Here is a 26,280-nt window from a genome sequence, read left to right as displayed (position 1 = left end):
GACCATAGAAAGATAAATATAAACAAATGAAAAAAACAGATACATTTTCACATTATCGTGAAGGAAAATCACAAATGCAGCGCTTTTTAGCAGAATTAGATCCTGGGAATCTTGAGTTACACGATTTCGATTTGTTTGACTGGCTATTATTCGCAAACAATTTTGCTCAACGTGTAAACTATTTTGACAAAGGTGATAATACAACACCAAAAGGAAACTGGGGAAACTTCTTCCTGGGTGATGATGCCAATGCGATCCCACGTAGAGAAAGCGTTGAGTATAAAAGTATGAAAAAACAGGTTACAGATTTGATGTCCCAGTTTGAACAGGATAGCAGCCTGACCCCTCACCTGACATTATTTGTCTGCTTTTTAAAATTATTAGATTTCTCAAAAAAAGCCTTCAATAATCTGACTAAAAGGCACCTGGATTTCTACTACAACGAAATTCTTCAGATTGAGAAAAATGACGCCAAATCAGACAAGGTCTATGTGATTTTTGAACTCGCCAAAAAAGCGATTCAGGAAAAAATTCCTGCCGGTACATTGCTGGATGGAGGTAAAGACGCTGACGGAAAAAAACGAATCTACACAACAGGTGATGAACTTATTGCCAATCAGGCCAAAGTAGTGGAAATCAAAAGTTTCTTAAATGATGCGGAAAAGAGAGAACTAAAAATGGCTTCGGTTGCCAACTCTGCCGATGGGATGGGAGACAAACTGCCGGAAGACGGTAACTACTGGTGGCCGTTCGGATATAATTCTGATGAAACTGTTTCAAATAAATCTATTTATAAAGAACTTCCAAAAGCTAAGCTAGGCTTTTCAATAGCCTCTTCATTATTTGATTTAAAAGAAGGAGAACGTACAGTCACTCTTAAGATCGATTTTAATAAAAATTCAACCCAGAAATTACAAAATCTTTCAAAAACAGAGATTGAGAATAATATCCAAGTGCTTTGCAGCGGAGAAAAAGAATGGTTATCGGGTATTGCTTTAAAATGTATTAAAAACGAAGAAACTAGATTAGAACTTTCTTTTACATTAGCTAAAGATTTTCCGGCCGTTGTAAAATATAACAAAGAAGTGCTGGCAGAAACATTTCAAACCAGCTTTCCGGTTGTAAGGCTAATGATTGAGGGAGAAAAATACTACGATATATATGAAGCTCTTTCAGAGAAATTAATAAAAAACATAGAAATAGCAGTTGATGTAAAAGGAGTAAAATCAATTCAGATAGAAAATGATAATGGGGCATTAAATTCAGAAAAGCCTTATTATCCTTTCACGGCACAACCTGTTAAAGGATCTAATTTTTATATTAAATGTCCTGAATTGTTTTCCAAAAAATGGCAGAACGCAGACATTACGATCAACTGGAAGAATGCACCGGATTCTATAAAAGATTTATATAGCGGATATGTCATTCAGCCTAATCAAAACATCAGTTTAAATGATTTTGAATCCTTAAAAAACTCCTCAATCGTAGGTTCTGATGGTTACTTTAAGGCCGATGTAGCCCTACTGGATAAGGAAATCTGGTATGAAAAAGCGAATGATATTAATGTATTCAGTAAAGTAAGAGATGCTTATAAAGTCCAATTCTCTGTAAATAATACAAGTAATGAGGCAGGGACAAGTGAGACCATCAGGTTGACCCTTAATCAGTCATTATTACAGGATGTATATCCTAAACTATATACATTGGCCTTATCAAGTAATCCCACTTTAAAAAAGCTTATTCCCAACGAACCTTATATTCCTTTTGCCGAAGATATAGAGCTGAATTATAGCGCAAAAGAAAATGCATATTCATACCTGGAAAGAAAATCAGCCGGAGAAGCTTCAAAAAATAAAGAAGTACAGCTGTACCATGAAGATGTATTCGGACAATATGAAAAAGAAGTTGAAACCAACAGCATTGTACCTGTACACCAAAATGGAGGTGAATTATACATCGGTTTGGAAGCAATGCCTCAGACAACAGTTTCACTATTGATTCAAATGCTGGAGGGAAGTGAAAATCCTTTGGTGGAGACCTTCCTGGAAAAAGAATTTATAGAATGGCATATCCTTTCAAACAATACATGGATGAGTTTGTCGGATTATATGCTGCAGAACGAGACCAGAAAGTTCCTTGAATCAGGCATTGTCAAGTTTAAAGTGCCTAAAGATGTTGACAAAAGCCACACAAGATTTACCGACGGATTAGTCTGGATCAGAGCCAAATCGCAAAGAAGTTATGATGCAGTATGTAAAATTCAGGGAATCTATACTCAGGCTGTTTTAGCGACATTCCAGAATCAGGACAATGACCTGTCTCACCTTAATAACGGACTGGAAGCAAAAACTATTGCTAAACTTATCACAAGAGTTCCCCAGGTAAAATCGGTGAGCCAGCCTTACAACTCGTTTGACGGTAAATACAAAGAAACTGACACGGAGTTTTACAGACGGGTGAGTGAACGATTGAGACACAAGCACAGAGCTATTACACAATGGGATTATGAACATTTGGTATTACAGGAGTTCCCGGAAGTCTTTAAAGTAAAATGTTTAAATCATACTTCCGAAACATCCTATATGGCCCCGGGCCATGTAACTCTGATGGTAGTTCCGAATATTAAAAATAAAAATGCTTTTGACGTGTATCAGCCGAGAGTAAGCAGAGCTTCTTTGAATAAGATTCAGAATTATGTAAATGAATTAAATACAATGCATGTGAAAGCTCAGGTAATTAATCCTAATTACAAAGAAGCGAAAGTGGAAACAAAAGTCAAGTTCTTTGAACAGTATGACGAAACATTTTACACCAAACAGCTGGACGAAGATATTAAAAAATACATATCGCCCTGGGCTTTTACAGACTCCGAAAATATTGATTTTAATGTAGAGCTGAATGTGAATCAGTTGGTTAACTATCTGGAGCAGCTGTATTATGTAGACTACATTGATGATATTAAAATATTGGTGAATAATGTCCCGCAAAGGCAGTCTTTAATCGAAGTGGATCCAAAATCAATTCTGGTATCTGCCAAACAGCACATTGTCACTATTACAGAGCAGGTATGTATTTAATAATAAATAAGAAGAAACATAATCATGTCAGAAAATAAACATATTAGTATATCAAAAAATATAGAAACCGGGGATCAGACAGATTTTCATTTTCTACGCAAAACAGGAATTGAATACATTGAAAAGTTAGGAGGAAAACTCTGGACCGATTATAACTCTCATGATCCTGGTATCACCACGTTGGAAGTTTTAAGCTATGCCATAACGGATCTTGGGATGAGAATGAATCTGAACATGGAAGATATCTTGGCATCTGATGATGTAAAAAATGACATTCATACCCAGTTTTTAAAGGCTGCAGAAATTTTGCCTTCAAGACCTTTAAACGAACTGGACTACAGAAAGTTGTTTATAGATATTAACATGGCAGGAAGTCTTAAAAGACCGATCCGTAACTGCTGGTTAATCCCTAAAAATGAAAAATTATACGTTGATTGCAAAACCGGGGATTTAGACTTTAAACCTATCGGAGAAAAAACACAAAGCTTTGACGTAAAAGGACTGTATGACCTGTATGTAGACTATGCTGAAGATATTGATACGGATGGTATCGGATGTGAAAAATCTAATGTCAATATCAAAATTTTAGACAGTTACCATGCCAATAGAGGACTTTGCGAAGATCTGGCGGAAATTAAAGAAGTTGAAATCCAGAAAGTTGCAGTATGTGCCCGTATCGGACTTGTGAGCAAAGCAGATGAAGAACTGGTGCATGCTAAAGTAATCAGAACGATCAATAATTATCTTTCTCCTGAGGTTCATTTTTATTCACTGAAGCAAATGCTGGACAAAGGCCTGACTACAGATCAGATCTTTGAAGGACCTCTTTTGGATAACGGTTTTATCGATACTGAAGAGCTTAGAAACAGCCAGTTAAGAACAGAAGTTCGTCTTTCCGATATCATCAGTGAAATCATGAAGATTGAAGGGGTAAAAGAAATTCACGACGTTTCTATTGCAGGTTGTGACAGTGTGATCAAGCAAAATAACGACTGGCTGATCTGCATTGAAAAAGGCAGAAAACCGGAACTGTGTGAGCTGAGTTCATTCAGTTACAGTAAAGGATCTCTTCCGTTAAATATCAATGACAAAAAAGTTCAGGATTACTTAGAAACTCTTAAAAGGGAAGAAGAAGTACTCAGAGAGGATGCAAGACAGAATAAAGAATTGGCTTTACCGCAAGGAACTTCATATGATATTGCGAACTATGCTACTATTCTGAATGAATTTCCGGATACTTATGGCGTAGGAGAATCAGGAATTATAGGAAATCAATCCCCGGAGAGAGAAGCTTTGGCTAAACAGATGAAAGGGTATTTGTTATTTTTTGATCAGATCCTTGCCGGCTATTTCAAACATCTTGAAAAAGTTAAAGAAGTATTAAGCATCAATGGTAAGTTAAAAAGAACCTTTTTTACCCAGGCTCTTAAGAATATTAAAGGGTTTGATAAACTGGTTTCTCGCTATGATACTGAGAATGACGATCAGCTTACAGATTCGTTGTATAAAGAGCTGGATAACAGCGTGGAACGTAGAAATGAAGTCTTGGACCACCTGATTTCCCGTTTTGCTGAAACATTCAGTGATTATACTTTCTTAATGAAATCCCTGTATGGTAAATCTACCGATGAAATTGTCTTATGGAACAAAGAAAATTTCTTAAAAGAATATTCATCATTAAGTAAAGACAGAGGATTAGGGTATAATTACACACTGATCGGAGATTCAGATTTGTGGAATACCAGTAATATTTCCGGTGTTCAGAAAAGAATTGCCCGTTTGTTGGGAATTAAAGATTATACCCAGAGAAACTTATCTCAGTCGCCGGTATCAATCATTGAAACGATAGACAATGCCGGTAAAAAAACGTATACCTGGAAGATAAAAGATACTGATAACAATATTATCTTATCGTCTGTAAACAGCTACACGACTGAGCACATTGCAATCAAAAATCTGAATGAAGCCATTTATCAGACCATTCAGATCGATCAGGAAGATCTTGAAAATGCATTAGCTACACTGGATGAGAATAATCCTGCAGAGACATTAGAAAAACTGAAAAACTGTGAAAAGGATTTCTGTTTAATTGGAAATATAAAAATCCGTGTTTCATTAGGAGGGAACTATTATTTTGAAATTCTGGATGATCAACAAAATGTCATTGCTGTTCACAAAAAGACCAATCCTTATTCAGAATTGAAAGACCTGAAAAAAGGAATTGAAGAGACGATTAATTATTTCAAATATGAATTTACAGAAGAGGGTATTTTCCTTGTTGAGCATTTATTATTAAAGCCAACCACTAAAGATTATAAACTCATGGGAGGTATTGGCTGCATGTCTGTCGGAGGTACTTTCAGAATCATGTATGATCTGGAAGAAGAAAGTCCTGCAACAGATCCGATAGAATATTCGGAAGCCTTTATGTCTTCGTGTGAAGAAGGCTGCGAAACAGATGTTTTTGACCCTTACTCTTACAGGGTGAGTGTTGTTCTTCCCGGCTTTGCGTACCGATTCCAGGATCCTGATTTCAGGCGTTATGCAGAAACAGTGATCAGACAGGAAATTCCGGCTCATGTTTTAGCAAAAATTTGCTGGGTAGGCGATCGTTTGAGTGAAAAACAAACCGCTCAGAATGATTTGGCTGAATTTGAAGCAGCCTTTAAAAAATACCTTTCAGATAAGTCAAGAAACAATATTGTGAATCTCGGAAACAGCATTACGGATTTATTGACGGCTCTTAGCCATTTGAACAATATTTACAGACCGGGAAGGCTTTTGGACTGCGATGCCAGCGATAGTGACATTCTGGATGGAAAAATCATATTAGGACAATCGAACTTATCAAAAAAAATTGAAAAATAATGAATACCAAATTAGACAATGTAACGACCCAATATAGAAAGTTCAACGATAACCAGGCGTTAACAGAAGGGCAATTAAACGAATTTATAGATTATTTTGAAGATCAGGACAGACTATCAAGAACCCGTCTGAGCGGTGTAGGGGTAGTATGTGGTTTTCAATCGGAATATGTAGAGCTTGAAATCTCACCTGCTTTAGCAGAAAAAACAGCCAGACCCGGAGATAAAGATCTTGAGATTTCTTTTGATACAATTGCTATTACACAAGGAGCAGGGGTGACTACTGATGGAGACTTAATAACACTGCGCCAGGCAGGAAGTAAAAACTCAGAGGTTACCATTGATTTCCAGGTTAAAAATTACAGATATTATAGAAATTATATTGATGTCGTAGGATATGAACATTTTCGTATCGGAGGGCAGCAAATTCCTCTTTTGGAATTGTTTACAACACAAGAGTATACAAAGTTAGTGAACGAAGGAGCTAATGCAGGAGATTTTAAACAGGTAATGGATATTCGTAGTTCATTAAATGATAAAATTGTAATTCTGTATTTAGAAAGTTATTCCAATGATGAGAATCCTTGCCAGGATGCAGATTGTGACAATAACGGAGCGGAGCAGGTTTCTAATCTTAAAGTACTTCTGGCAGATTCAGCATCTGTTTCAGAGCTTATTGCGAAAGGTGATGCAAAAGATGCTATTTATAAACAGCACAATACCTATGAAAAGCTTTTTGACAGTTTACCGAACATCCAGGCCAAAAGAGTTATTTTGGATACCGAAGTTAAAACAGCTTTACAATTAAAAACAAAATTCAAAGAATCAATCACTGCTGTTGCAGATTTAAGCCAGGGCTTTGACTCTATTGCAGATACTTTTAACGTGAGTGTCAACCTGGGAGGGCAAACGCTTATCGATAAATTGAATTCCTTATTGTCTATGACGACAACAGGTTTGGAGGATTATCAATACCGATATGATTTACTGAAGGATTTGATTGATACCTACAATGAAATAAAAGATCTGATCCTGCATCTGAACGCTGAATGTTGCCCGGATATTACTTCATTCCCGAAACACCTGATGTTAGGTCCTGTAGGAGCAAAACAGGAATTAGGGCAGTACATCCCTTTACGTCATGGATTTTACAATTCACCTGTAACAACCAATGATGATGAGAATTATGAAAGAGTTGTAATGCTTGCCAACCGTTTTGTTCAGAAAATCAATGGATTTCAAACCTATATCGGACGCATTAAAATTACACCTTCCAATCTCAATGTAAGGCTGGGTAATAAGGCAATACCTTATTACTATAATGTGGATCAGCCTTTATTGGCTCAGTGGAACTTTGAAAAAGCAAAAACCGATAGAGCCGCTTACAATCTAAGTTATCATACAACCAATCTGGCAGGAGAAGATTTTATTCAGAATCCGCTGAATTATAACATTGACAATAATGATTTCTATAGAATTGAAGGTCACCTAGGAATGCCTTATAAAACAGCATTGCAAAACATCAATGATCTTAAAACACAATACGGATTAGCTTTTGATGTCATTGCATTGGTCCTGGATAAAGGCGAAAAACCTGGCAGCGAGCCGCCAGTCAGAGAAAAAACAGTATCGATAGACGAGCTCAGAAAGCAGCTGGTGTCCATTTCCAGTGATGTTAGCAACAGGACATTCAATTCACAAAATACTTTACTGAACATCTCTAAACTGGATGAGCAGTTAAGACTGCTGAACCAGGCCGAATTCTCAAAAGAAGGATCACCTGAAGGAATTACCGTTGTAAAACAAGATCCTAAAAAAGATGATGTTGTAAGTGAACTTTTAAGTGAGTTTCTGGAGCGAAAATCAGGACTGGAGCACAGGGGCGGAGTAGAACCGGGCGGAACTATTGCTTTGGTTTATTATTCTGAAGCTGATAATCAGGTTCTTGCAGACTTTTCGTTACCTTACTTATGTTGTTCTAAAAAAGATCCTGCATTCCTGTCATTACCGAGCAGCAAGCTATGTCAGAAAGATGCTCCGATTGCTATGACAATTGTTCCGACAGACGGACAGGTAAAAGCATTTGTAAATGGTACTCAGATTCCAGCGGTTACACAATCCGGAGGTCAGAGCTTCTTCGATCCAGGGTTGGTGAATGCAACTTATTTTGGACAAACCATTACGTTTACCGTGGATGATGATCCGGTGGAAGCACAGATGGTTGTATATGCACAACCCAATGTATCTGTTACTACAGGTACTGTGAGCTATGATGCTCCTACTATGGATGAGAATGCAAACAATCCTGATGCTACGGTTGAATTTAATGTTGCCGGGGATTTTACAGGTCTTACATTTACCTGGAATTTTGATGATGGTACTCCAATACAGCATAACGAGGCGCCTGCTAACAAAAAAATCCATGTGTATAAGCTGGTTGCCGGACAAGAAAAAACTTTCAATCCAATACTTACAGTAACCAATGCTAATGGTTGTAGTACGGTGTACAAATTAGCTCCGCTTAAATTAAAAGGTCAATCCACTATTGCATGTTTAAGTGGTATGAGAGTAGTTATTCAGTACAGAGATGATGTAGACCAGGGCCACGTTTGTAATGATGCTACTTTCAACTTAAAAGGAAACGGGCTTGTGATAGGAGGAATCAATCCATACCCTGGTTTTGTTGGAAATATACATTTAAGTAATACAGGAGGTAATCAGGATAGAGGTAATCATAAACCTGGTACTCCTGCGTTGAGCAGATATAATGAAATTACGATCACTCAGGCTGAAGCTAAGCAAATGGCATCACAATCATTGGATGGCTTTGTAGAGTTTTCACTGGAATGTGCATTACCTCCTAGTAACAGACCACCAACAGGTTGTCATCAGGATGTTGCTTATACAGAAATCTTCTTAGCAAACGCTATAGTTCCTATTTATAAAGGCTATCCAAATGGGAATTTCCTAAAAATAAACCCTTGTACAGGAGTGACAAAATAATAGTCAGATAATAACTTCATAGACAATTCAGATTGTCTGTGAAGTTTATTAAAAGACCTTAATAAATCATTAAAAATGAACAATAATGAATAATCAATTAAGTAATATAACCGTTCAATATCGAAAGTTCAGTAAAGGACAGTATCTGGAAGATCCCGATCAGTTCAATGAGTTTCTGGACTCTTTCGAAGATCAGGACCGTTTGTCCAGAGTGCTGCTGCAGGGGGTAGGTGTTGTATGTGGTCTCAAACCCAAACTTATTTATAAAAACAGACTTTTAGACAAGATACAGCTCTCTCAGGGGGCGGCTGTAACAACTGATGGGGATTTGCTTACCTTAAGTAATACAAGTGAGGTAAGTAAGGATTTGTATGTGAGTGATTTAAAAACCATCAACTTAGACAATAAAGAATATACGCATTGTAAAGCATACGATAATTTTAAAGTAAAATATCCGGCATTCTATGAAGGAACCGAGCAGATTGAACTCTGGGAACTGGCAACAGCTCAGGAAGCAAGATCGGATTTTCAGCCCATTAATACCCTGTCAAATTTAGAAGACAAATACCTGCTGCTGTATCTGGAGGATTATGAAAAAGAGGTTAAACCCTGTAGAGGAGTTGACTGTGATAATCATGGTATACAGCAGATTAGAAACCTCAAAGTATTAGTTACTACAGCAAGTGGTATCACTCATATTCTTGGAGAGGATGGTTTTACTCTTCCTGATCCCATAACCGGTGAGGTTAAGCCCAAAAGAAAAGATAATCTTCAGCCTCATCCTTTGTTTATAGAAGGAATTATGGAGCCTGTAAAACAAAACAGGATTATTTTAGAGAAGTTTGTTGCAGACGAAATTGTAAGTGCTTCCGATTTAAAAAGACAGTATATTAAGGCTTTGGACAAGGATGATTACGGTAAAATCGTCTTTGAAAGAATTGCAGCAATTGGTAAAATATTAGGTATTTCAACAGCTGGTCATGAAATGTTTAAAACATCATTTACAAAGATTTTTAACCAGGATTTTGGTTTTCAGTATGCTTATGATGTAGTAAAGGATTTGATGGATACCTATGCTGAAATTATAGAATTACTTCCTAAAGCATTTACCAAATGTCTTCCGGATTTTGTTTCTTTTCCCAAACACATCATGCTTGGAAAATTAATCTCGGATACCCAATTGGATTCTTCAAGACATCAGTTTTATAATTCGCCTGTCTTAGACAGTGAAAAAGCAACCCAAAAAGTTAAAACCTTAATCAATCGTTTTAATCAGCAAGTGGGACGTTTTGATCCTGATAGTATTATTAAAGGTAAGGAACGCGTTAAAATTACTCCATCACAAATATTAAATCCTTTGGGCAATAAGGCGGTTCCTTTTTACTACCGGGCTACAGAAGAATTTTTAAAAACATGGAATTTTGATAAGACAAGCAACCGGTCATCTGGCAGTAATTTTACCTTTGATACCGAGTGGGTATTAATAGGGGAATCCGAACAGGTAAGTCCTTTACATCTCAATATAGATAACAATTCGTTTTATAATATAGAAGGTCATCAGGGGATGGATCACCGAATCGCTTTTGAACAGATAAAGGAAATCAAGGATAAGCAGCAACTGGGATTTGATATTATGCTTTTATCTTTAGAAGAATTAAAAGGAAATAAAGATCTGTCGAAAGCATATTTCAATGAATATATAGAAAAAAATTCCGGATTGGAACATAAGCGGGGAGTTAAAACGGGAGGAACTTTTATCATGGTATATGGTTCCATAAAAGACCCGAAAGTTATTGCAGACTTTTCACTTCCATACATATGCTGTACTCCGAAATCGATCATTAAATTAAGCTTGCCAACTTCTGTTATCTGTGCTGAGGCCAGTCCTATACCTTTTACAGTATCCCCTATGAGTGGAGTGGTAAAAGCAAGTGTTGGTGACGGTGTGAAATTTATCAAAGGACAATATTTCTTCGATCCGAAGTCTGTGGAAGATCAGTTCCATGGCCAGGTAATTACCTTTACTGTAAATGAGAAACCTACTGACTGCAGCATTAAGGTGATTTCAGAACCGGATATAAAAGTAGAAGTCGTTCAACCTATCATTTATCCTGGAGGAGATTCAAAGGCAACAATAGTAAACTTTAAAGTTTCCGGAGCAAACTTTGCCGACTATACTTACAGCTGGGATTTCCTGGGTACTGATGTTTGGCTTCCTATGAATCCTGATGAAAATGGATATCTGAGTTATAAATATTACAATCTGGATCCATCAATGATTCCGGTAGTAAAAGTAAAAGTGATCGGCAATGGCTGTACTGATATGGTGACTGTAAATTTACCTCTGGACAAAGAGTGTCCGGTGATTTCAAATGTTAAATATACAGTTGTTGATAATGGTGATGATACCCAGACATTCACATTTGACTGGGATTTGCCTTCAGATCTTTCCGGAATAACAGGCTTGAATATTTATGATTCAAATGACCCTGGAAATGGATGGCATTATGAAGCAGGATCATTCCGCCCGCGAAGAACAATCACCTTGCCTTTAGGTAAATACTCCATTAGATTCGGTTTAGTAGGTTCATGTAGAGAAGCAGAAAATACTCAGGGTCTTCCGGGATTTGATGATATTGGAATTATAAAAGATCAGAATAATCATCCACCTACAGCATTGATCAGATGGAAAGATAATTCAGGAACTGAGGACAGGTTATGCAGACAGGCGGTTTGTAATTTTACAATTGACGTTTATGCAACTGATCCGGATGGAGATATTGCAACTATTCAGATTTTTAAAAGTACGGATAATGGAGCTACATGGAGTCTGTTTATTGGCAATCTTGTTGGGACAACATTTACAGATGCTATAAATAGAGCTGGTACACAGTTGTATAGAGCGATTGTTACTGATCAGAAAAACAATAAAACAACTTCAAATACTCTGTCTTATAAAAAAGAAAATCATCCACCAGCAGTATCAATCAGATGGAATGATACTTCAGGAACTGAAGATAGGGTATGTACACAGCCTGCTTGTAGTTATGTGGTTGATGTTTTAGCAAGCGATACTGATGGTGATATTACCGACATTCAGATTCATAAAAGTACTGATAATGGGGCTGTATGGAATTTATTTATTGGCAATTTTACAGGGACGACATTTACAGACTCTATAAATGCGGTGGGTACAAACTTATATAAAGCGGTTGTAGTAGATGGAGAAAATAATACAGTAACTTCAAATATTCTTTCCTATAAAAATGAATATCGCCCAACGGTTGTGATAGACAGCATTAGCTTCCCTGATAAAAATTGCTGTCCTGTTGAGTTACAAAAGATTACAGCTGGTGCCGGTGGAGATCAAAACATTCGTTTATCTAATTTACCTATTAGGCAATTGGGATTAAAAGGATGGGGGAGCGGAGCGAATGAGCTTCTGTATTTTTGGAGCAAACTAGAAGGTCCGGATGTAATACTTGAGAATGTTAATGAAGCAACTTTGACAATCAAAGAGTTAGTCGTTGGGAGATATAAATTCCAGATTTTGGTTAAGGATGCTAATAGTGATGCCTTTGAAATTGATGTAGCAGAGATAATAGTGGAGTAAGGAAGATATTTCCTGATGCTATATCTAATATAAAGGGGTGTTTGTCTTTAGAATAATGATAACACCCCTTAATTACCAGAAAAAATAAATAATAACAATAAAAACATAATACAATGGCAGCAGCAAAATGTGATGCTTCATTCAGAATAGAATATGAATCTTCTTCACCAATAACGGAAGCGACTGTGACTTATCTAAATCCGCCAGGCCCCACCCATGATATAAAGCAATTGCTTGCAATTGATAATACAATAAAGCTTAATGATATTCAGAATGATATTCAAGCTCCAGGTACATACGATCTGGAAGTTAAACTGGCGGTAGATGGGGTTGTTACTAAGAGAGGGTTTTCTTTGAACGTTGGGAGATGTACTTCATCTTCTTGTTATGTACCGAAGATTTATGAAATAAAAGTGCAGGAGGATGGCCAGATTGTAATGAATTACTGGGTGGATACTACCACCAATCTTGCAGCATTGGAATATCAGATCGCAAAAGATCCTGGCTTTAAAGATGAAGATATTATTTATTCAAAGGTGGGTTTTAGTGATACTAATTATACCCAATTTGAAAATATTGACATGAAAAATGGAAATATTCCTGATAAAACTACTTTATACATAAGAATAAGGAAATATTGCAGACCGGAAGGAGTTTCGGAGTGGTCAGATTCTGTTGAATTTGACTCTGGAATATGGGGAGTAGAAGCTTACTGCTTGTCTGGTGTAGATGATCGGAACAAAGATGCTCTTTGTTATGGAACAGATCCTGCCTGGAAGATGAAAGTAACTTTACAGCCTTTTCGGCCAGATGTAGGGAGCTTGATTTGTCTTACTAATGGTAAGCCTGCAATACCGGACAATATAAGAGACTTTGAGCAAAATGCACCTGAAAACCTCAAAAAAAGTGGAATAAGATGGATAAGATTCCTAAGATCCAATTCGGACTTTAATCCAAGCTTAATCTATCGGGTAAAGCCAGAAACGGGTGAAATAGAGGTTCTTGAAGGCGACGTGAAGTGTTATTAGAATATCTCACACGATAATTATCCAAAATGCCCCGATAAAATCCTCAAGAAATTGAGGATTTTATTCACTCAGGCAATTATCTTCTGTTGTTTTTACGTCTTGTACTTATAATATTGAAAAGCTTTGCAACGTCTTTCAGGTGGATCTCGAAATCCTCATAATATTCATTCAGAGAATGAAGAGTAATAAGACCTTTCTCAACATCGTGGTTAACGATTCGCTTTACTAAAATTCCTTTCTCTTTATGTACGATTACAAAATCCCACTTGTCATAATGCAGCTTGCTCATCCAGTAATCCTGTCTGATATTTCTGCATAAGATAATGTCTCCTTCCAGGTAGCTTTCATACGATCCGTTATCCATGCTGTCTCCTTTCACTTCAAAGCACATATATTCACCCCGGTGCTCTACATCGTCCGTAAAAGGAATAGTGGGTAAGCTTTCTATATACTCCTCATCAGCAAAATTACTAAGATAGCCGGCTTGTGCGTATTGATTCGCCAGTGGAACGTGCATAATCTTTAAATCCGAAAAAACAACCGGAGAGGCGCTGTCATCATTGAGTTCCTGTTGCTTTAATAATAAGTTAGTGACAAAATAAGCCGTTGTTTCCGGTATTTTTCGTTCGCCTTTTTCCCAATATTGCACGGCTCTGGTGCCCACTCCTATAGATTTTGCGATATCAGCCTGCTTCATGTTTAGTTTCTTTCTGATTTCTTTGAATTCTAAATAGTTCATTTTGATATGTTTATAGTTATTTGTAAAAAAAAATGAACAAAATGTTCGTTTTTATTTTGAAAAACGAACAATGTTCGTATATTTGTTTCGTCATTAAAATGGAACAGTACAAATGTACAAAATTATATTTAAAATTTAATATTTTTTTAATATTTTAAAATGTTGCTTTTTGTTTGTAATTATCTGTAATTAAAAAAGTTAAAAATTATTTTTTCATGTGGTATGTTTAAAATACAGATGTTTTCCTTTTTTGGTTTATCCGGTGCTAATTGAAATAGAAAACATTATGAATAACTTTAAAAATGTAAAAAGTGCGCTTTAAATATGGGTTTATTTGATTTTTGTTCGTTTGATTTTTACTTGATTAATGATAAAAATGCGTTTATTTTTTTGATTGACATCTGAATAAAAGCAGTCATTCTGCTCTTTGTTTTTCCTGAAAATAAAAAACAAGTCCAAAATGTAGAATAAGATTACTGTTCGGCATATAAAATATCGATTAATTATAGTTGTCAGTAAAGCTGCTAATACATCCTGAAGGGCAAATGAAATTTAGAATAAAGAAGTCAGGGTAAGATTTTTATTGGGAAATACCTGGTACCGGCTTCTAAAAAAACAAAATTAAATAATTGAATTAGACATCTTTTAAAAGGCGGAATATTCGTCTTTAGGGTTTCTTATGACTTAATGAAACGGTCAATAGTAAGAAAAGGAAGACCTGTCTGACTCAAAAAAAAACTTTTTAACCAAAAAACTTTTAACCATAGAATATGAAACGTAGTAAAGAATTAGTCGAAAAAAGAAAAGATTTTGTCATTGATTATGTAAGACGTAATCAGGATAAACAGATGAAAGTCATTGTGAATGAGCTGATGGAAATGTTGTTCCTGTCCGAAAGAACAATATATAATATCATTCTTCAGCCATAATGATGGTTTGTGAAAGAAAGCTCAGTTATTAGCATTTAATATAGTGTAATTTGAATATCAGTAAGATAGTGTTTGTAGATAATGTGTACCTACGATTCATATCCTAAAAATTATTCATTCTAAAAAGATAAAAAAGATTCGCTGTACCCTCAGTAGACCTGTGCATCAGATTGAAGGGCTGTCCTGACATCTTTCTCAAATTTAAATTATAAGTATAAAATAGTAAGGTGAAAAACGGTTTTGCTTTTTAGTTCTATTGTTTTTACATGAAACACGAGTTTTAAAAAGAAACCGTTTGGTCTTACTGTATTGGAAGGGAAATTAACTTAAAAAACTAAAAAGAAATTATTCATTTAATAAATTCTGGAAACCATGAAAAAAAAAGAAAATAAAAAAAAGAAAAAAGGAAAAGAAAAACTAAAGAAACAAGGTAGAGATATCAGCGATCTTATTGATGAACTGGCGTATGCAGATGAGAGTGATAATATCCGGAAAATCCGAAAATTTTTAGATGATATGTACATCCTGTCTCAGGAATAAGTAAGCATCTGAAAGTTGTTGGAAAATCAAAAATTTTAATAAATAATATAATAGGAAACGAATGAATTTGGATAGTATAAAAGCCCTTTTGATCGGAACTGCAATAGCATTTTCAGGAGGATTATTAAGGGTACTGGTCTCCATACAAAATAAAGAGAAAAAACAGCCATGGGAACACTTTATCACATTGGTAATCGTGGTGATTGTGGGTTTTACAATGAGCTATTTAATGAACAGAGCTGAATTGCATGACAAATGGTATTCAACAGGAGTATTGTTTGTACTGGGATACGGTTATGATAAATTTCTGAAAATGATCACTAATAATCTGCCTAACTGGATTGATAAAGCAGTGAATCTTCTTATTGAAAACCGATATGGTTCCAATACAGATCGATCTTCTGATGAGAAGGAAGAAAAAAATGAGGGTATGAACTAATAACCAATAACGTAATGAAAACGAAAGTGACCATTTTTCTGGAAATCACATAAAGAAGCAGCTAAAGGAAACAGAGTGGATAAATGAATATAAAAATGTCAACTTATCCTGGTACTCTGATATTTACTGCAACATAAAGAATCAGTCACTAAACAGATAATTTACCTGAAAAAGAGTGAATTACCAAACTTAAAAAAAACTGAAAATTCAAAACAAGAGAACAAACTAGGAAATGGTTCAGTGTTGCCTGTTTCTCAAAGTCAAATACCATTTCTATTTACTTACATTCTTAAAGAATCTACCTCACCCGGTATGATTTTTCTAACCCGGCAGGCACCCTATAAGGCACAATATTTTGGTTGTGCCTATAGGTCTTTTAAACAATATGAAACTAAAAAACTAAGTCAATGAAAGCAGCAAAACCTGTAGAAAAAGACAACAAAGCCCACCAAAATCAAAGACAGAATAAGCCTGTGGTTGTTCATCAATCAGAGGCAAAGGTGAGTGGTGTACAAATACCAAAATCTGGCAATCTGAATATTATAAAGGGATCAGGAAATTCTAATAATAATACAGTTGGTGCCAATGGTACTACCCCGATGGTTCATGGTTCACAAACCATTTACGATCAGGGCTCGGAAATAATGTATAAAAAGCAGCAGGAAAGTTTAGCAAAAACTGGAGATCCCAACCATCCGGAAACCAGAGATGCGGAAAAAGGCTATCTATTTGCCTTGAATATCAATCAGGTACAAGATTATCATGATGTTAAACCTGAAACATATCAGCCGAAGGAACAAACAGCTGAAAGTCAAATTCTTGCACCTGAACTTGTATTTCAGGCAGGTGGTAAGGAAAGAGTAACGCACAAAGGTGATGTGTATACCTTGCATTTCGATACATACAAAACGGATGAATTTCGCCGTAGTATAGATACTAACTATAAGCTGGATCGATACGCAGAAAGAATGATTTTTGGAGAAGAAGTCAATCATTCCTGGACGCCTGAATTTGAAAATGCATATGTACAAAAGCTTGTAAGTTCAGGAGGAACTGCAGATTACCGGAAATCTGACTATAAAGGGGTCGTGGGAGGTAAAGGTACAGGAAATGGAGAAAAATCGGGTAAAGAATCTGGTGAAGAAAATACCACTAAACCCAACCAGGAAAAAACCCTTGAAGAATTGAAAAGCGAACTGGCTAAATTACCTAATGAAATAAAAAAGCTTATCAAGTTAGAAAAAGGTAATCTTAAACCATCAGATTATCAACGTTTATTGGTAATTGCTCAAAAATTGAAACAACTGTCACAAGAAGATATAGCATTATTCCAACTTCTTACACTGAAAGCTACAGACAATATAGAATTATTTGAAAAAGCCGTTGATTTATTTTTGGCAAAAAAAGAGGAACTGAAAGCATTAAGCGAGCAAGCACAAGCTGCCAATGTTCCCCAGTCTATGCAGGAAGCAATAGAGGGTTCATGGAATGGGTTTGATGAAAACCAAATAGGCAAAATATCTGAAAGCGACCAGTATGATTTAGCCAGAGAACAGACTACAAAAGCGACTGGAGCGCAATTGCAGTATATGAAAGACCATCCGGGCGAAGTTATCAAAGATTTTGCTAAAGCGGCTACGTTGATGAATACACCTGAAGCAGCAGAAGCCATAGAAAAAGATATTCAAGAAGCTGCTAATGGAGATGTCAATGCATGGCAACGATTAGCAGCAGGTTTGGGAGCAGGTGCTAAAATCTCGGGTTGGTTGCTGGCAGCAGTGTGTATAGTTGCTGTCATTGCTTTGCTTACCGGGGTAGGTGAGGTGGCAGCAGTTATAGCTACAATTGTAGAAGTATTGTTATATACTACCATCACTTTGTCGGCATTAGAATCTGAAGCACGTATTAAGGCTGCATCACAAGCTAAAGATGCCAATACCTTTAAGGAAAATGTAAATCAGGCAGCTTCTGCACGCGCTAATTTTATAGTAGCTTTGGCTATGCTGGGTCTGGCAAAAGCAGCAGGCTTTATTGCAAAAACCTATTTCCCAAAAACACTGGCTAAAATAGGAGAAAGTGTAAAAAACTTTAGAGCTAAACTAAGAGAGATGATAGGTCTCGATAATTTTGCTGCAGTGAAGAACGGATTTTTGACAGAGCTGGAAAATAATAAACAAAGTTTAATACAAAGCGGAGAGCAGGCTAAACAAAATGCAGTACAAACAGCCAATGAGTTGGCCCAAATGGATATTCAAACTTTTATAGAAAGATTGGATAAAGCAGGTGATGATTTTTACGTGCAAGCAACTACTCAAAACGGGCAAGCTACCACCTGGAAAGCTATAAGTCAGACACCTGAAGGGTTAAAAGGAATAGAAACCTATAAAGAAGGTCTACTACAAGAGTTGCGTACAGAAGTGCCACAACATATAGATGCTTTAATACAAGAACAGGTACAGGCAGTAAACAAAATGCAAGAAGGAGTGAAATTGGCGAAGGATACTGAGGCTTGTGATGCTGTGCTACAAGAATATGAAAAGTTTATCAGCAAAGAAGAAGTGGGTAAAAGAGCCAATGAGAAGCAAATAGAGATCACCAAAAATTTATCTGAAAAAGCTCTGCGGGAGATTGATGATAATTTAAAGAAAAGTGATATATTTGAAGAAAAGCCTAAACAGGTTGATGAAAGATTAAAATATTCTGAAGATATTGAGGGAGAGACTCCAAAATATATTATAGCAAACGAAAAAGCAAAACAATTAATTGCTAATGCAGAGTTAGAAAAAGAATTAGTACAGGCTGATTTACTAAATTTAGCGAAAGAGACCGGAGGCAAAATGGAAGGGTTGGATTTTGCAATAAAAGGAGAGGAATCTTTAACTAGAAAGATTTATGATAGAACTCAGGATCGACATATAGAAAAGATTGGGATTGAAAAAGCTATAAATAAAGTTGCTTCAAAAATGAATGATGTCCTTAGATTTACTATTACATTTGAGCCAAAAGTATATGTAGAAAATTATTTTAAAATAGTCAAAGAGCTTGAAGCAAAAGGATATAAAAAAACAAAGGCATTTAATGCCTGGTTTCAAGGAGATGGCTCATATAGAGGGTTAAATGTAACTTTTGAAACACCAAATGGGCAACAATTTGAGTTGCAATTTCATACAAATGAAACATTCCGGGTAAAATCTGAAACACACGATTTATACGAAGCTTCAAGAGCTGCTGATGCAACAGCAGAATTAAAAGCTACAAATAATGCCAAACAAGCAGAAGCATATAAAAATATAGAAACACCTAAAAATATAGATTTACTTAAAAATGAATAAAGAAAAAGAAATAATCAAAATAATTGATTTCATTTATGTTCATGATGATGAAGCTGGATTCAAAGAACTACACAGAAGAGTAGTATATGATAAAATAGGAGAAATAGGAGAAACATATTACGATAAACAATGGCATGAATTTCCTCAAATAAATAGCTATTACCCAGACCCAACTCCAGGTGAGTTTATAGATGAGGAAAAGGCAAAAGAGATCATGAAAATAATAGACAAAGAAGAAGTTTAAATTTTCATAAATGATTGAACCGCTTTAGAAATAAAGCGGTTTTTAATATCTAAAAATTAGTTTACAAAAAGCGAAATTTCTAGCTTATAGAAATTTCGCTTTTTCCTCCAATAAAACTCGATATTCCAAAAAAATAAGCTTGGATTTAATTGTATCACATCCAACATAAAAGAATAATCAATACTTTTGAATACATCAAATAAACCAAAGTTAATAACTCATTAAAATATTGATTATGAAAAAAATACTATTCCTTTGTTCCTTGCTCTTCGGTCTTTCCGTAGGTGCTCAAACTATAGAATCCGGAAGTCACAGCACCACAGGGTATATTAAAAGTGATGGAACCATAGAAAACAGCAGTCATTCCACCGTGGGATACATTAAAAATGATGGAACTATCGAAGATAAAAGCCACGGCACGATTGGTTATATCAAAAGTGACGGAACTATCGAAAACAAAAGCCATTCTACAGTAGGTTATGTAAAAAAAGACGGGACTGTAGAAAGCAGCAGTCATTCCACCATTGGTTACATTAAAGATGATGGAACGGTAGAAAACAGCAGCCACAGTACGATCGGGTATGCCAGGGGAGTCAAAAAAGAATGGGCAGCGGTAGTATATTTCTTCTTTAAATTAGATTAATTATTAACTCTGCGAAACAGAAACTAGCGTTAAATATATAAGTTAAAAAGGCTTGGATTTTATAATCCGAGCCTTTTTTATTATAGATATGGACCAGGTTTTATGATATAAAAGTGCTCATTCTGATGAAGCATGGCTATTTTAATTATTCTGAAAAAAAGAGGTACTGCAGCTACAGAATAGAGAGGCCAAAAAACTTTCCCGGGAATAAAAAAAAGCTGAATTTTGAACTTTGAAATCGAGTCACCCATCATCCAATTCTTATCACTAAAGGGTACTGCAACTACAGCGTAGGACGAAAATTTTTCACAGGAATTAAAAAAGGATGAGCTCCCAACTTTAAAACATAACATAAAATAATCATTGAGACTAAAAAATAATTGTGCTGACAAGCATACATTGTAAATAAGAGTAAAGTATTATGGAAGAAAATAAATTAACAACAAGAGACCAATTAAAAACCTATTTTGAAACGGGTAAAGCTCCCACACAAAACCAATTTTCTGATCTGATAGATTCTTTGAGACATAAAGAAGATGGTCTTACCAATAAGGAAATAATAACTCTTGCCAATAGGCTGGAAGCTATTGATAACGGATTCATTGGTTACGTAAATAATAGTACTGAAGATGAAGAATTTCCAATTGTCATAAGCTCACAGGATGAAGAAGACCAGATAATTGATGCGGGTAAAGGCAGTAATTTTGAAGGAGTAAAGCAATATTTCTTTGGTAGTGCACCTTACACCATTAAGGCAAAAAAATTCTCAGCAGAAAATTTAGGTGAAAACGAATATTATGCTTTGCGCTACGAAACAGATCCAGCTTATATGTTTTATAATATGATGTCTCGATTGTTTGGAAATACGCTGCCTTCAATTCCTGATGGGTTCGACTTCGGTCCTCTTAAAGGTAAAAGGTTTTATTTTGAAATAAGCAAGCGTAATTATGGACAAAAAATAAATATTGTTAACACAAATATTAAGTTTATCAATAAAACTGATGTATTTATTGAGTATATGACATATGGGGGAGGAAATCTCTGGGGACATGAATATACAAGTGGAGACATTGTTACTGACCATTATGATATAGGAGATTATTTGAATTTCTTTTATAGAGCAGACCTTCGGAAAATTGGCAGGTCTATAGAATGCAGGGTCTATGATGAAGATACTGATCTGCTTTTAGCGACAGGTTACCTGGCTTCAAACCAAAACAATATAAACATTCCATGTAATGGAGGAACTGATAAAACCAGAAATGTAAGAATAGAATGTGATTATCAGAATATTATCACAGAAGCAGAATAAAAGAATATCACATCTGTTTTTCTTTCAAAAGCAATAGATAAATTCTGTGAATTGAAAATAAAGATTGACAAAAAGAGATAGGTATCCATAGATGTTGATACACAGTAAAAAAGCGATCTGATTCTTAAAAAATAAGACTTACTGCAACTACAGAATAGAGAGCTCAAAAAACTTTCCCGGGAACACAAAAAGGCTGAATTTTGAGCTTTGAAAACAATTCACTACTCTCCTGTTATTGAAAAGCTGAAGGGAACCACAACTACAAAATAGAGGGCGGAAATCTTTCACAGGAATTAAAAAAGGATGAGTTCGAAACATTAAAACATAACATAAAATAATCATTGAAACCAAAGTGTAATTATGCTAAGAAGCATAAGTTATAAAAAAGTATTATGGAGGAAAATAAACTAACAACCAGAGACCAGTTAAAAATCTATTTTGAAACAGGGAAATATCCTACAGAAAGCCAGTTTGCAGATTTAATAGATTCTTTAAGGCTTAGAGAAGATGTCTTTACCAAAAAAGAATTGGCAGTCTTTGCCAATAGTTTAGCATCTATTGATAACCTATTTGTTAATTATTTAGCAAATGGTGTCGGAAATTTAAAATTTTCAATAGTGGTAAGTACAAATGATGCGCCGGATCAGGTGATTTCATCAAGTGATTTCAAAAGCCTTTTTGATAAACAGTATGTGATAGGCAGTGCACCTTATACTATAAAAGTAAAAGAAATCTTGGAAGGTGATTTAGGAGAAACGGAATATTACATTCTGGCTTACCAATTGAATCAGACCTATACTATTAATAGATTATTCGGAAATAATCTGAAGGCCGTTTCTGCTGGTTTTGACTTTGGAGAGGTGGACAGTATCGGCTTACCCATACAAATCACAAGAGGAGCTTATGGACAAAAAATAAACATTTTAAACACCAATATTAAATTCATTAATAAAACGGAAGTACCTATCTGGTATAGAACAGAAGCCGTTGGATGGAGTGATCGGTATAGAGCTGAAGATACCATTACGGATCATTATGATCTGGGAGATTATTTGACCTTCTTTTATAAGGCGGACCTTACAAACATCAATCAACACATAAAGTGTGACGTTTATAATGCCGAAAATGATACCCTTTTGACGACAAGTTATTTATCAGCAGGACAAAACCAGAATTCTGTGAATGGCGGTAGGATCAATGACGTCAGAAATGTAAGAATCGAATGCAGCTATTATGAGAATGTAAAATAAGAAAGCCTAAAAAATAAGGAACTGCAACTACAGACAAGCGGGGGCAAAAAACTTTTATAAGAACAAAAAAGTGACTAATTTTGAACTGTACACTGCGTAAATACAAAACAAGCCGTATCCTGTCAATATAAAAAATATTGAGACCTACAAGCCGGCTGAGAAGTAATCCGTTACATTCTCATTACTAAAAATACAACCTCAATCGGTAAGATATTCTGCAGCGGAAAGCTTTTTCCACTGGAATTTCATCCGGAAAGCGGAATGAAGGGTTGTCACATCTATTTTTTTGAAAGCAAATAATAAATTCTGTGAAAAACAGAAGATGGAAATGTATTGCCTAAGTAGAAAAAATGTGAGTCGTTGATTTTAGGGGTAATTATTTGTTTATGAGTAAGATGTGAGTTGCTGCAACTACAGGATAGGGAAGCCGAAAAACTTTTATGGCAACAAAAAAAGAATCAATTTTCAACTGTACATCACAACGGGTAATCAGCTCCTGAAAAAAGGTATACTAAGAACATAAGCAAATAAAGAAAACTAAAATATCATGGAAGCAAACAATACATTAATCCCAAGACAGGAGCTGAAAACCTACTTTGAAACCGGGAAATATCCTACAGAAAGCCAGTTTGGCCGATTCATAGATAATTATCTTCATTTGAATGAGCTTAATTTCGGCCTGGATGTAAAGGCATCTGCAGACTGGACCTCCAAATACTATCATTTTTATCGGGCCGCAAATATTGAAAAATCAGGACGTGGGCATATCAACCTTGAAGCGGAATATGGAAGCGAACCACAGCCAATAGATAATTATATACACGCTTTCAGCAGAAATGTAAGTTATAAATTTTTAAAGGTAAAATTGTCAAACGAATTAGATATTGATAAATACAAGCCTAAGATTATCATAAAACGTTACAAACAGAAAAAAAAGATCAAGGATGTAGTGAAAGATGGAGGCTTTTACAAAGAACAGTTATTAGATGCAATATTCTGGGGCAGAATGTCCGAATACCCGGTAACTTCTAAAGAAATGATTCTGGACATTAATCCTATTCATTATTTCAGACCTGGATCAGAGGTTAATGAATTTTATCCATCGGGGACACTTACCAGACCAGGTTCATTCAGACATACAGTTCATCATAGAAAACCATTTTCTCTTATTCAGATGTTTTTGGAAATTGAGATAAACGGAACAAAATATACTTCGTATCCTGTTAATATAAAAATTATTTTAGGACGGGACTTTAACGATTTGGTTAATTACATTATTGATTAATCACAAACCTACCTCAATCGGAGAGATTCTCATTAGCAGGACACCTCTTAGCGCCTGGAATCCCGGAATTTTCTGATGTGAAAACATTAGAATCTCCTCTTGGAAGCAGAGTGACGGGTCTTCGGACTTGCTGCTCTTTTTCAGGCGTAGATTGACTCTTTAAAAAAGTAGGACTCCAATGATGGAGCAACTTTCCAATGGCAGCTGTGGAGAGATACTCGAATGTGAGCTACTTTCCGGTTGAGGTTTTTTAAACAAACTACAGAATACAACGTAACCATCCTTGAGATGTGTTGCACGATATTTAAAATCATATACAATACAAAACCTACCTCAATCGGAGAGATTCTCATTAACAGGACACCTTTTAGCACCTGGAATCCCGGAATTTTCTGATGCAAAGCATTAGAATCTCTTCCCGGAAGCAGAGTAACAGACCTTCGGATCTGCTGTTCTCTTTCAGGCGTAGATTGATTCTTTAAAAAAGCAGGACTCCAATGACGGAGCGGCTTTCCAAAAGCAGCAGCTTCGGCAGTTGTGGAGAGACACTCGAATGTGAGCTACTTTCCGGTTGAGGTTTTTTGAAATCAATCACAGGACAGGTGAAAGCATCTTAAAGTAAAAAAGAGGCAATACATCAGATCTTTAAAAGCATAAAAAGCAATGGAGTCAGAACAATTACAAAAATTATTTACTCATTTAGAAAAGGTTATTACATGGCGTATAAACAATCCATCAGAGGATTTTAGTGTAGGAGCCCCTGAATTTAATACCAATAACCATGAAAACTTTCAATTAGGAGATTATATTTCAGGGAAAGGGCTTGCCCATCAGGAAGTTGTGATTCTTTTAATGGCTTTATTACCACGATTAGATCCCGCATTACTGAAACGTATTTATTTGGAGTTTCCAGGGAGTGCGATGTTTGACTTCTGTTCAACCAACGATAGCGGCAGGCTCTTTTATCCTACAATTCAGACCGTTCAATATATTTTAGGAGGCGATAGTATTTCAGAACGATTGAAAGCACTGGATTATTTCAGTCCGGATTCGGTCTTAAGTAAAGAAGAACTCATTGCTTTTTCAGGTTCAGCTCATGAGAACAGTCAGATAAGAGTTCATGAAGAAGCTTTTAATAAGATCCTTTTTGGCTTGGAATTATTGCCTAAAATGAGCAATGATTTTCCGGCAGAAGAAATACACACCCGCCGATCATGGACAGATTTAATACTTCCTCAAACGACGATGCAGGAGCTTAAAAGTATTGAATCCTGGTACCATAGCAGCCGGATTCTTATGGAAGATTGGAACATGCAGACAAAACTTAAACCAGGGTTCAGAGTATTGTTTCATGGAGAACCGGGAACAGGAAAAACTCTTGCCGCCAGTCTTCTGGGAAAATACACCCAACGCCCTGTCTTCAGAGTAGATGTTTCTATGCTGGTCTCAAAATATATCGGAGAAACAGAAAAACAATTAGCTAAACTGTTCGACAAAGCAGAAAATAAAAACTGGATTTTATTTTTTGATGAAGCAGATGCTATTTTCGGAAAAAGAACCTCTGTAAAAGATGCCCATGACAAATATGCCAATCAGGAAGTTTCTTATTTGCTGCAACGCATAGAAACATTTTCAGGGCTTATTATTCTGGCATCGAACTTTAAAAATAATATGGATAAAGCCTTTACGCGACGCTTTCATAGCTGCATACAATTCAATAACCCAAAGCATGAAGAGCGTCTGCGTATCTGGCAGCAAAATGTACCGGAACAATTACAGCTTGAAGATATTGATCTGGAACAAATTGCCAAACGATATGAATTAACCGGTTCTAATATTATGAATATCATACAAGATGTGAGTTTAAAAGCAATTGCCTTAAAAGAACCTGGTTACAAAGTAAGTGTAGACATGTTATTGGATAGCATCAAAAAAGAGTATGTAAAGGAAGATAAAATATTTATGTAAGAATTTGAATT

At 35.8% G+C, this 26,280-nt stretch carries 16 protein-coding genes; 15 read left to right on the top strand and 1 reads right to left on the bottom strand.

Annotation, left to right across the window (positions count from 1 at the left end):
- Window positions 1–26 precede the first annotated feature (26 nt).
- From FW781_RS04685 to FW781_RS04665, 5 genes are all read left to right on the top strand, one after another.
- A complete protein-coding gene (locus tag FW781_RS04685) occupies window positions 27–3,077 on the top strand; it encodes a baseplate J/gp47 family protein (RefSeq protein ID WP_149386352.1) in 3,051 nt (1,016 codons plus the stop codon).
- 24 nt (window positions 3,078–3,101) lie between these two features.
- Window positions 3,102–5,945 (top strand): hypothetical protein, encoded by a 2,844-nt coding sequence (locus tag FW781_RS04680; RefSeq protein WP_149386351.1) that lies wholly within the window; start codon window positions 3,102–3,104, stop codon window positions 5,943–5,945.
- A complete protein-coding gene (locus tag FW781_RS04675; protein WP_149386350.1) occupies window positions 5,945–8,947 on the top strand; it encodes a PKD domain-containing protein in 3,003 nt (1,000 codons plus the stop codon). Before FW781_RS04680 ends, FW781_RS04675 begins: the two co-directional genes overlap by 1 nt.
- Window positions 8,948–9,032: 85 nt before the next feature.
- Window positions 9,033–12,560, top strand: a complete 3,528-nt coding sequence (locus tag FW781_RS04670) for a PKD domain-containing protein (protein WP_149386349.1) — start codon at window positions 9,033–9,035, stop codon at window positions 12,558–12,560.
- A gap of 113 nt (window positions 12,561–12,673) precedes the next feature.
- Window positions 12,674–13,588, top strand: coding sequence for a hypothetical protein (locus FW781_RS04665; protein ID WP_149386348.1), 915 nt, complete (start codon window positions 12,674–12,676; stop codon window positions 13,586–13,588).
- A gap of 76 nt (window positions 13,589–13,664) precedes the next feature.
- Here FW781_RS04665 and FW781_RS04660 read toward each other — a convergent pair whose 3' ends face one another.
- The gene (locus tag FW781_RS04660; protein ID WP_047421519.1) at window positions 13,665–14,327 is read right to left on the bottom strand and encodes a S24 family peptidase; all 663 of its coding nucleotides are present in this window, start codon (window positions 14,325–14,327) and stop codon (window positions 13,665–13,667) included.
- A 770-nt stretch (window positions 14,328–15,097) separates the two neighbouring features.
- Between FW781_RS04660 and FW781_RS22325 the strand changes: the two genes are divergently transcribed.
- From FW781_RS22325 to FW781_RS04620, 10 genes are all read left to right on the top strand, one after another.
- Window positions 15,098–15,256, top strand: coding sequence for a hypothetical protein (locus FW781_RS22325; protein WP_156118456.1), 159 nt, complete (start codon window positions 15,098–15,100; stop codon window positions 15,254–15,256).
- A 372-nt stretch (window positions 15,257–15,628) separates the two neighbouring features.
- Window positions 15,629–15,796 carry a hypothetical protein gene (locus FW781_RS22320; protein ID WP_172625663.1) on the top strand — a complete coding sequence of 56 codons (168 nt, stop codon included), beginning with the start codon at window positions 15,629–15,631 and terminating at the stop codon, window positions 15,794–15,796.
- A gap of 61 nt (window positions 15,797–15,857) precedes the next feature.
- Window positions 15,858–16,235: a hypothetical protein gene (locus FW781_RS04655; RefSeq protein WP_149386347.1), complete on the top strand. Its 378-nt coding sequence runs from the start codon at window positions 15,858–15,860 to the stop codon at window positions 16,233–16,235.
- Between the two features lie 407 nt (window positions 16,236–16,642).
- A complete protein-coding gene (locus FW781_RS04650; protein WP_149386346.1) occupies window positions 16,643–19,567 on the top strand; it encodes a hypothetical protein in 2,925 nt (974 codons plus the stop codon).
- Window positions 19,560–19,811 (top strand): hypothetical protein, encoded by a 252-nt coding sequence (locus tag FW781_RS04645; RefSeq protein WP_149386345.1) that lies wholly within the window; start codon window positions 19,560–19,562, stop codon window positions 19,809–19,811. The genes FW781_RS04650 and FW781_RS04645 overlap by 8 nt, the downstream gene beginning before the upstream one ends.
- Before the next feature lie 235 nt (window positions 19,812–20,046).
- The gene (locus FW781_RS04640; protein WP_149386344.1) at window positions 20,047–20,454 is read left to right on the top strand and encodes a 5-fold beta-flower protein; all 408 of its coding nucleotides are present in this window, start codon (window positions 20,047–20,049) and stop codon (window positions 20,452–20,454) included.
- A gap of 421 nt (window positions 20,455–20,875) precedes the next feature.
- The gene (locus FW781_RS04635) at window positions 20,876–21,766 is read left to right on the top strand and encodes a hypothetical protein (protein ID WP_149386343.1); all 891 of its coding nucleotides are present in this window, start codon (window positions 20,876–20,878) and stop codon (window positions 21,764–21,766) included.
- A 392-nt stretch (window positions 21,767–22,158) separates the two neighbouring features.
- The gene (locus FW781_RS04630) at window positions 22,159–23,016 is read left to right on the top strand and encodes a hypothetical protein (RefSeq protein ID WP_149386342.1); all 858 of its coding nucleotides are present in this window, start codon (window positions 22,159–22,161) and stop codon (window positions 23,014–23,016) included.
- A 547-nt stretch (window positions 23,017–23,563) separates the two neighbouring features.
- On the top strand, window positions 23,564–24,301 hold the full coding sequence (locus tag FW781_RS04625) for a hypothetical protein (RefSeq protein WP_149386341.1): 738 nt from the start codon (window positions 23,564–23,566) through the stop codon (window positions 24,299–24,301).
- Between the two features lie 663 nt (window positions 24,302–24,964).
- Entirely contained in the window at window positions 24,965–26,269 is a 1,305-nt protein-coding gene (locus tag FW781_RS04620) for an ATP-binding protein (protein WP_149386340.1), read from the top strand.
- Window positions 26,270–26,280: the final 11 nt, after the last annotated feature.

Source organism: Chryseobacterium panacisoli, assembly GCF_008274625.1.
GTDB classification, from domain to species: Bacteria; Bacteroidota; Bacteroidia; order Flavobacteriales; family Weeksellaceae; genus Chryseobacterium; species Chryseobacterium panacisoli.
Note: the sequence above shows the minus strand (reverse complement) of the source record. Positions and strands in the feature narration are given on the sequence as shown.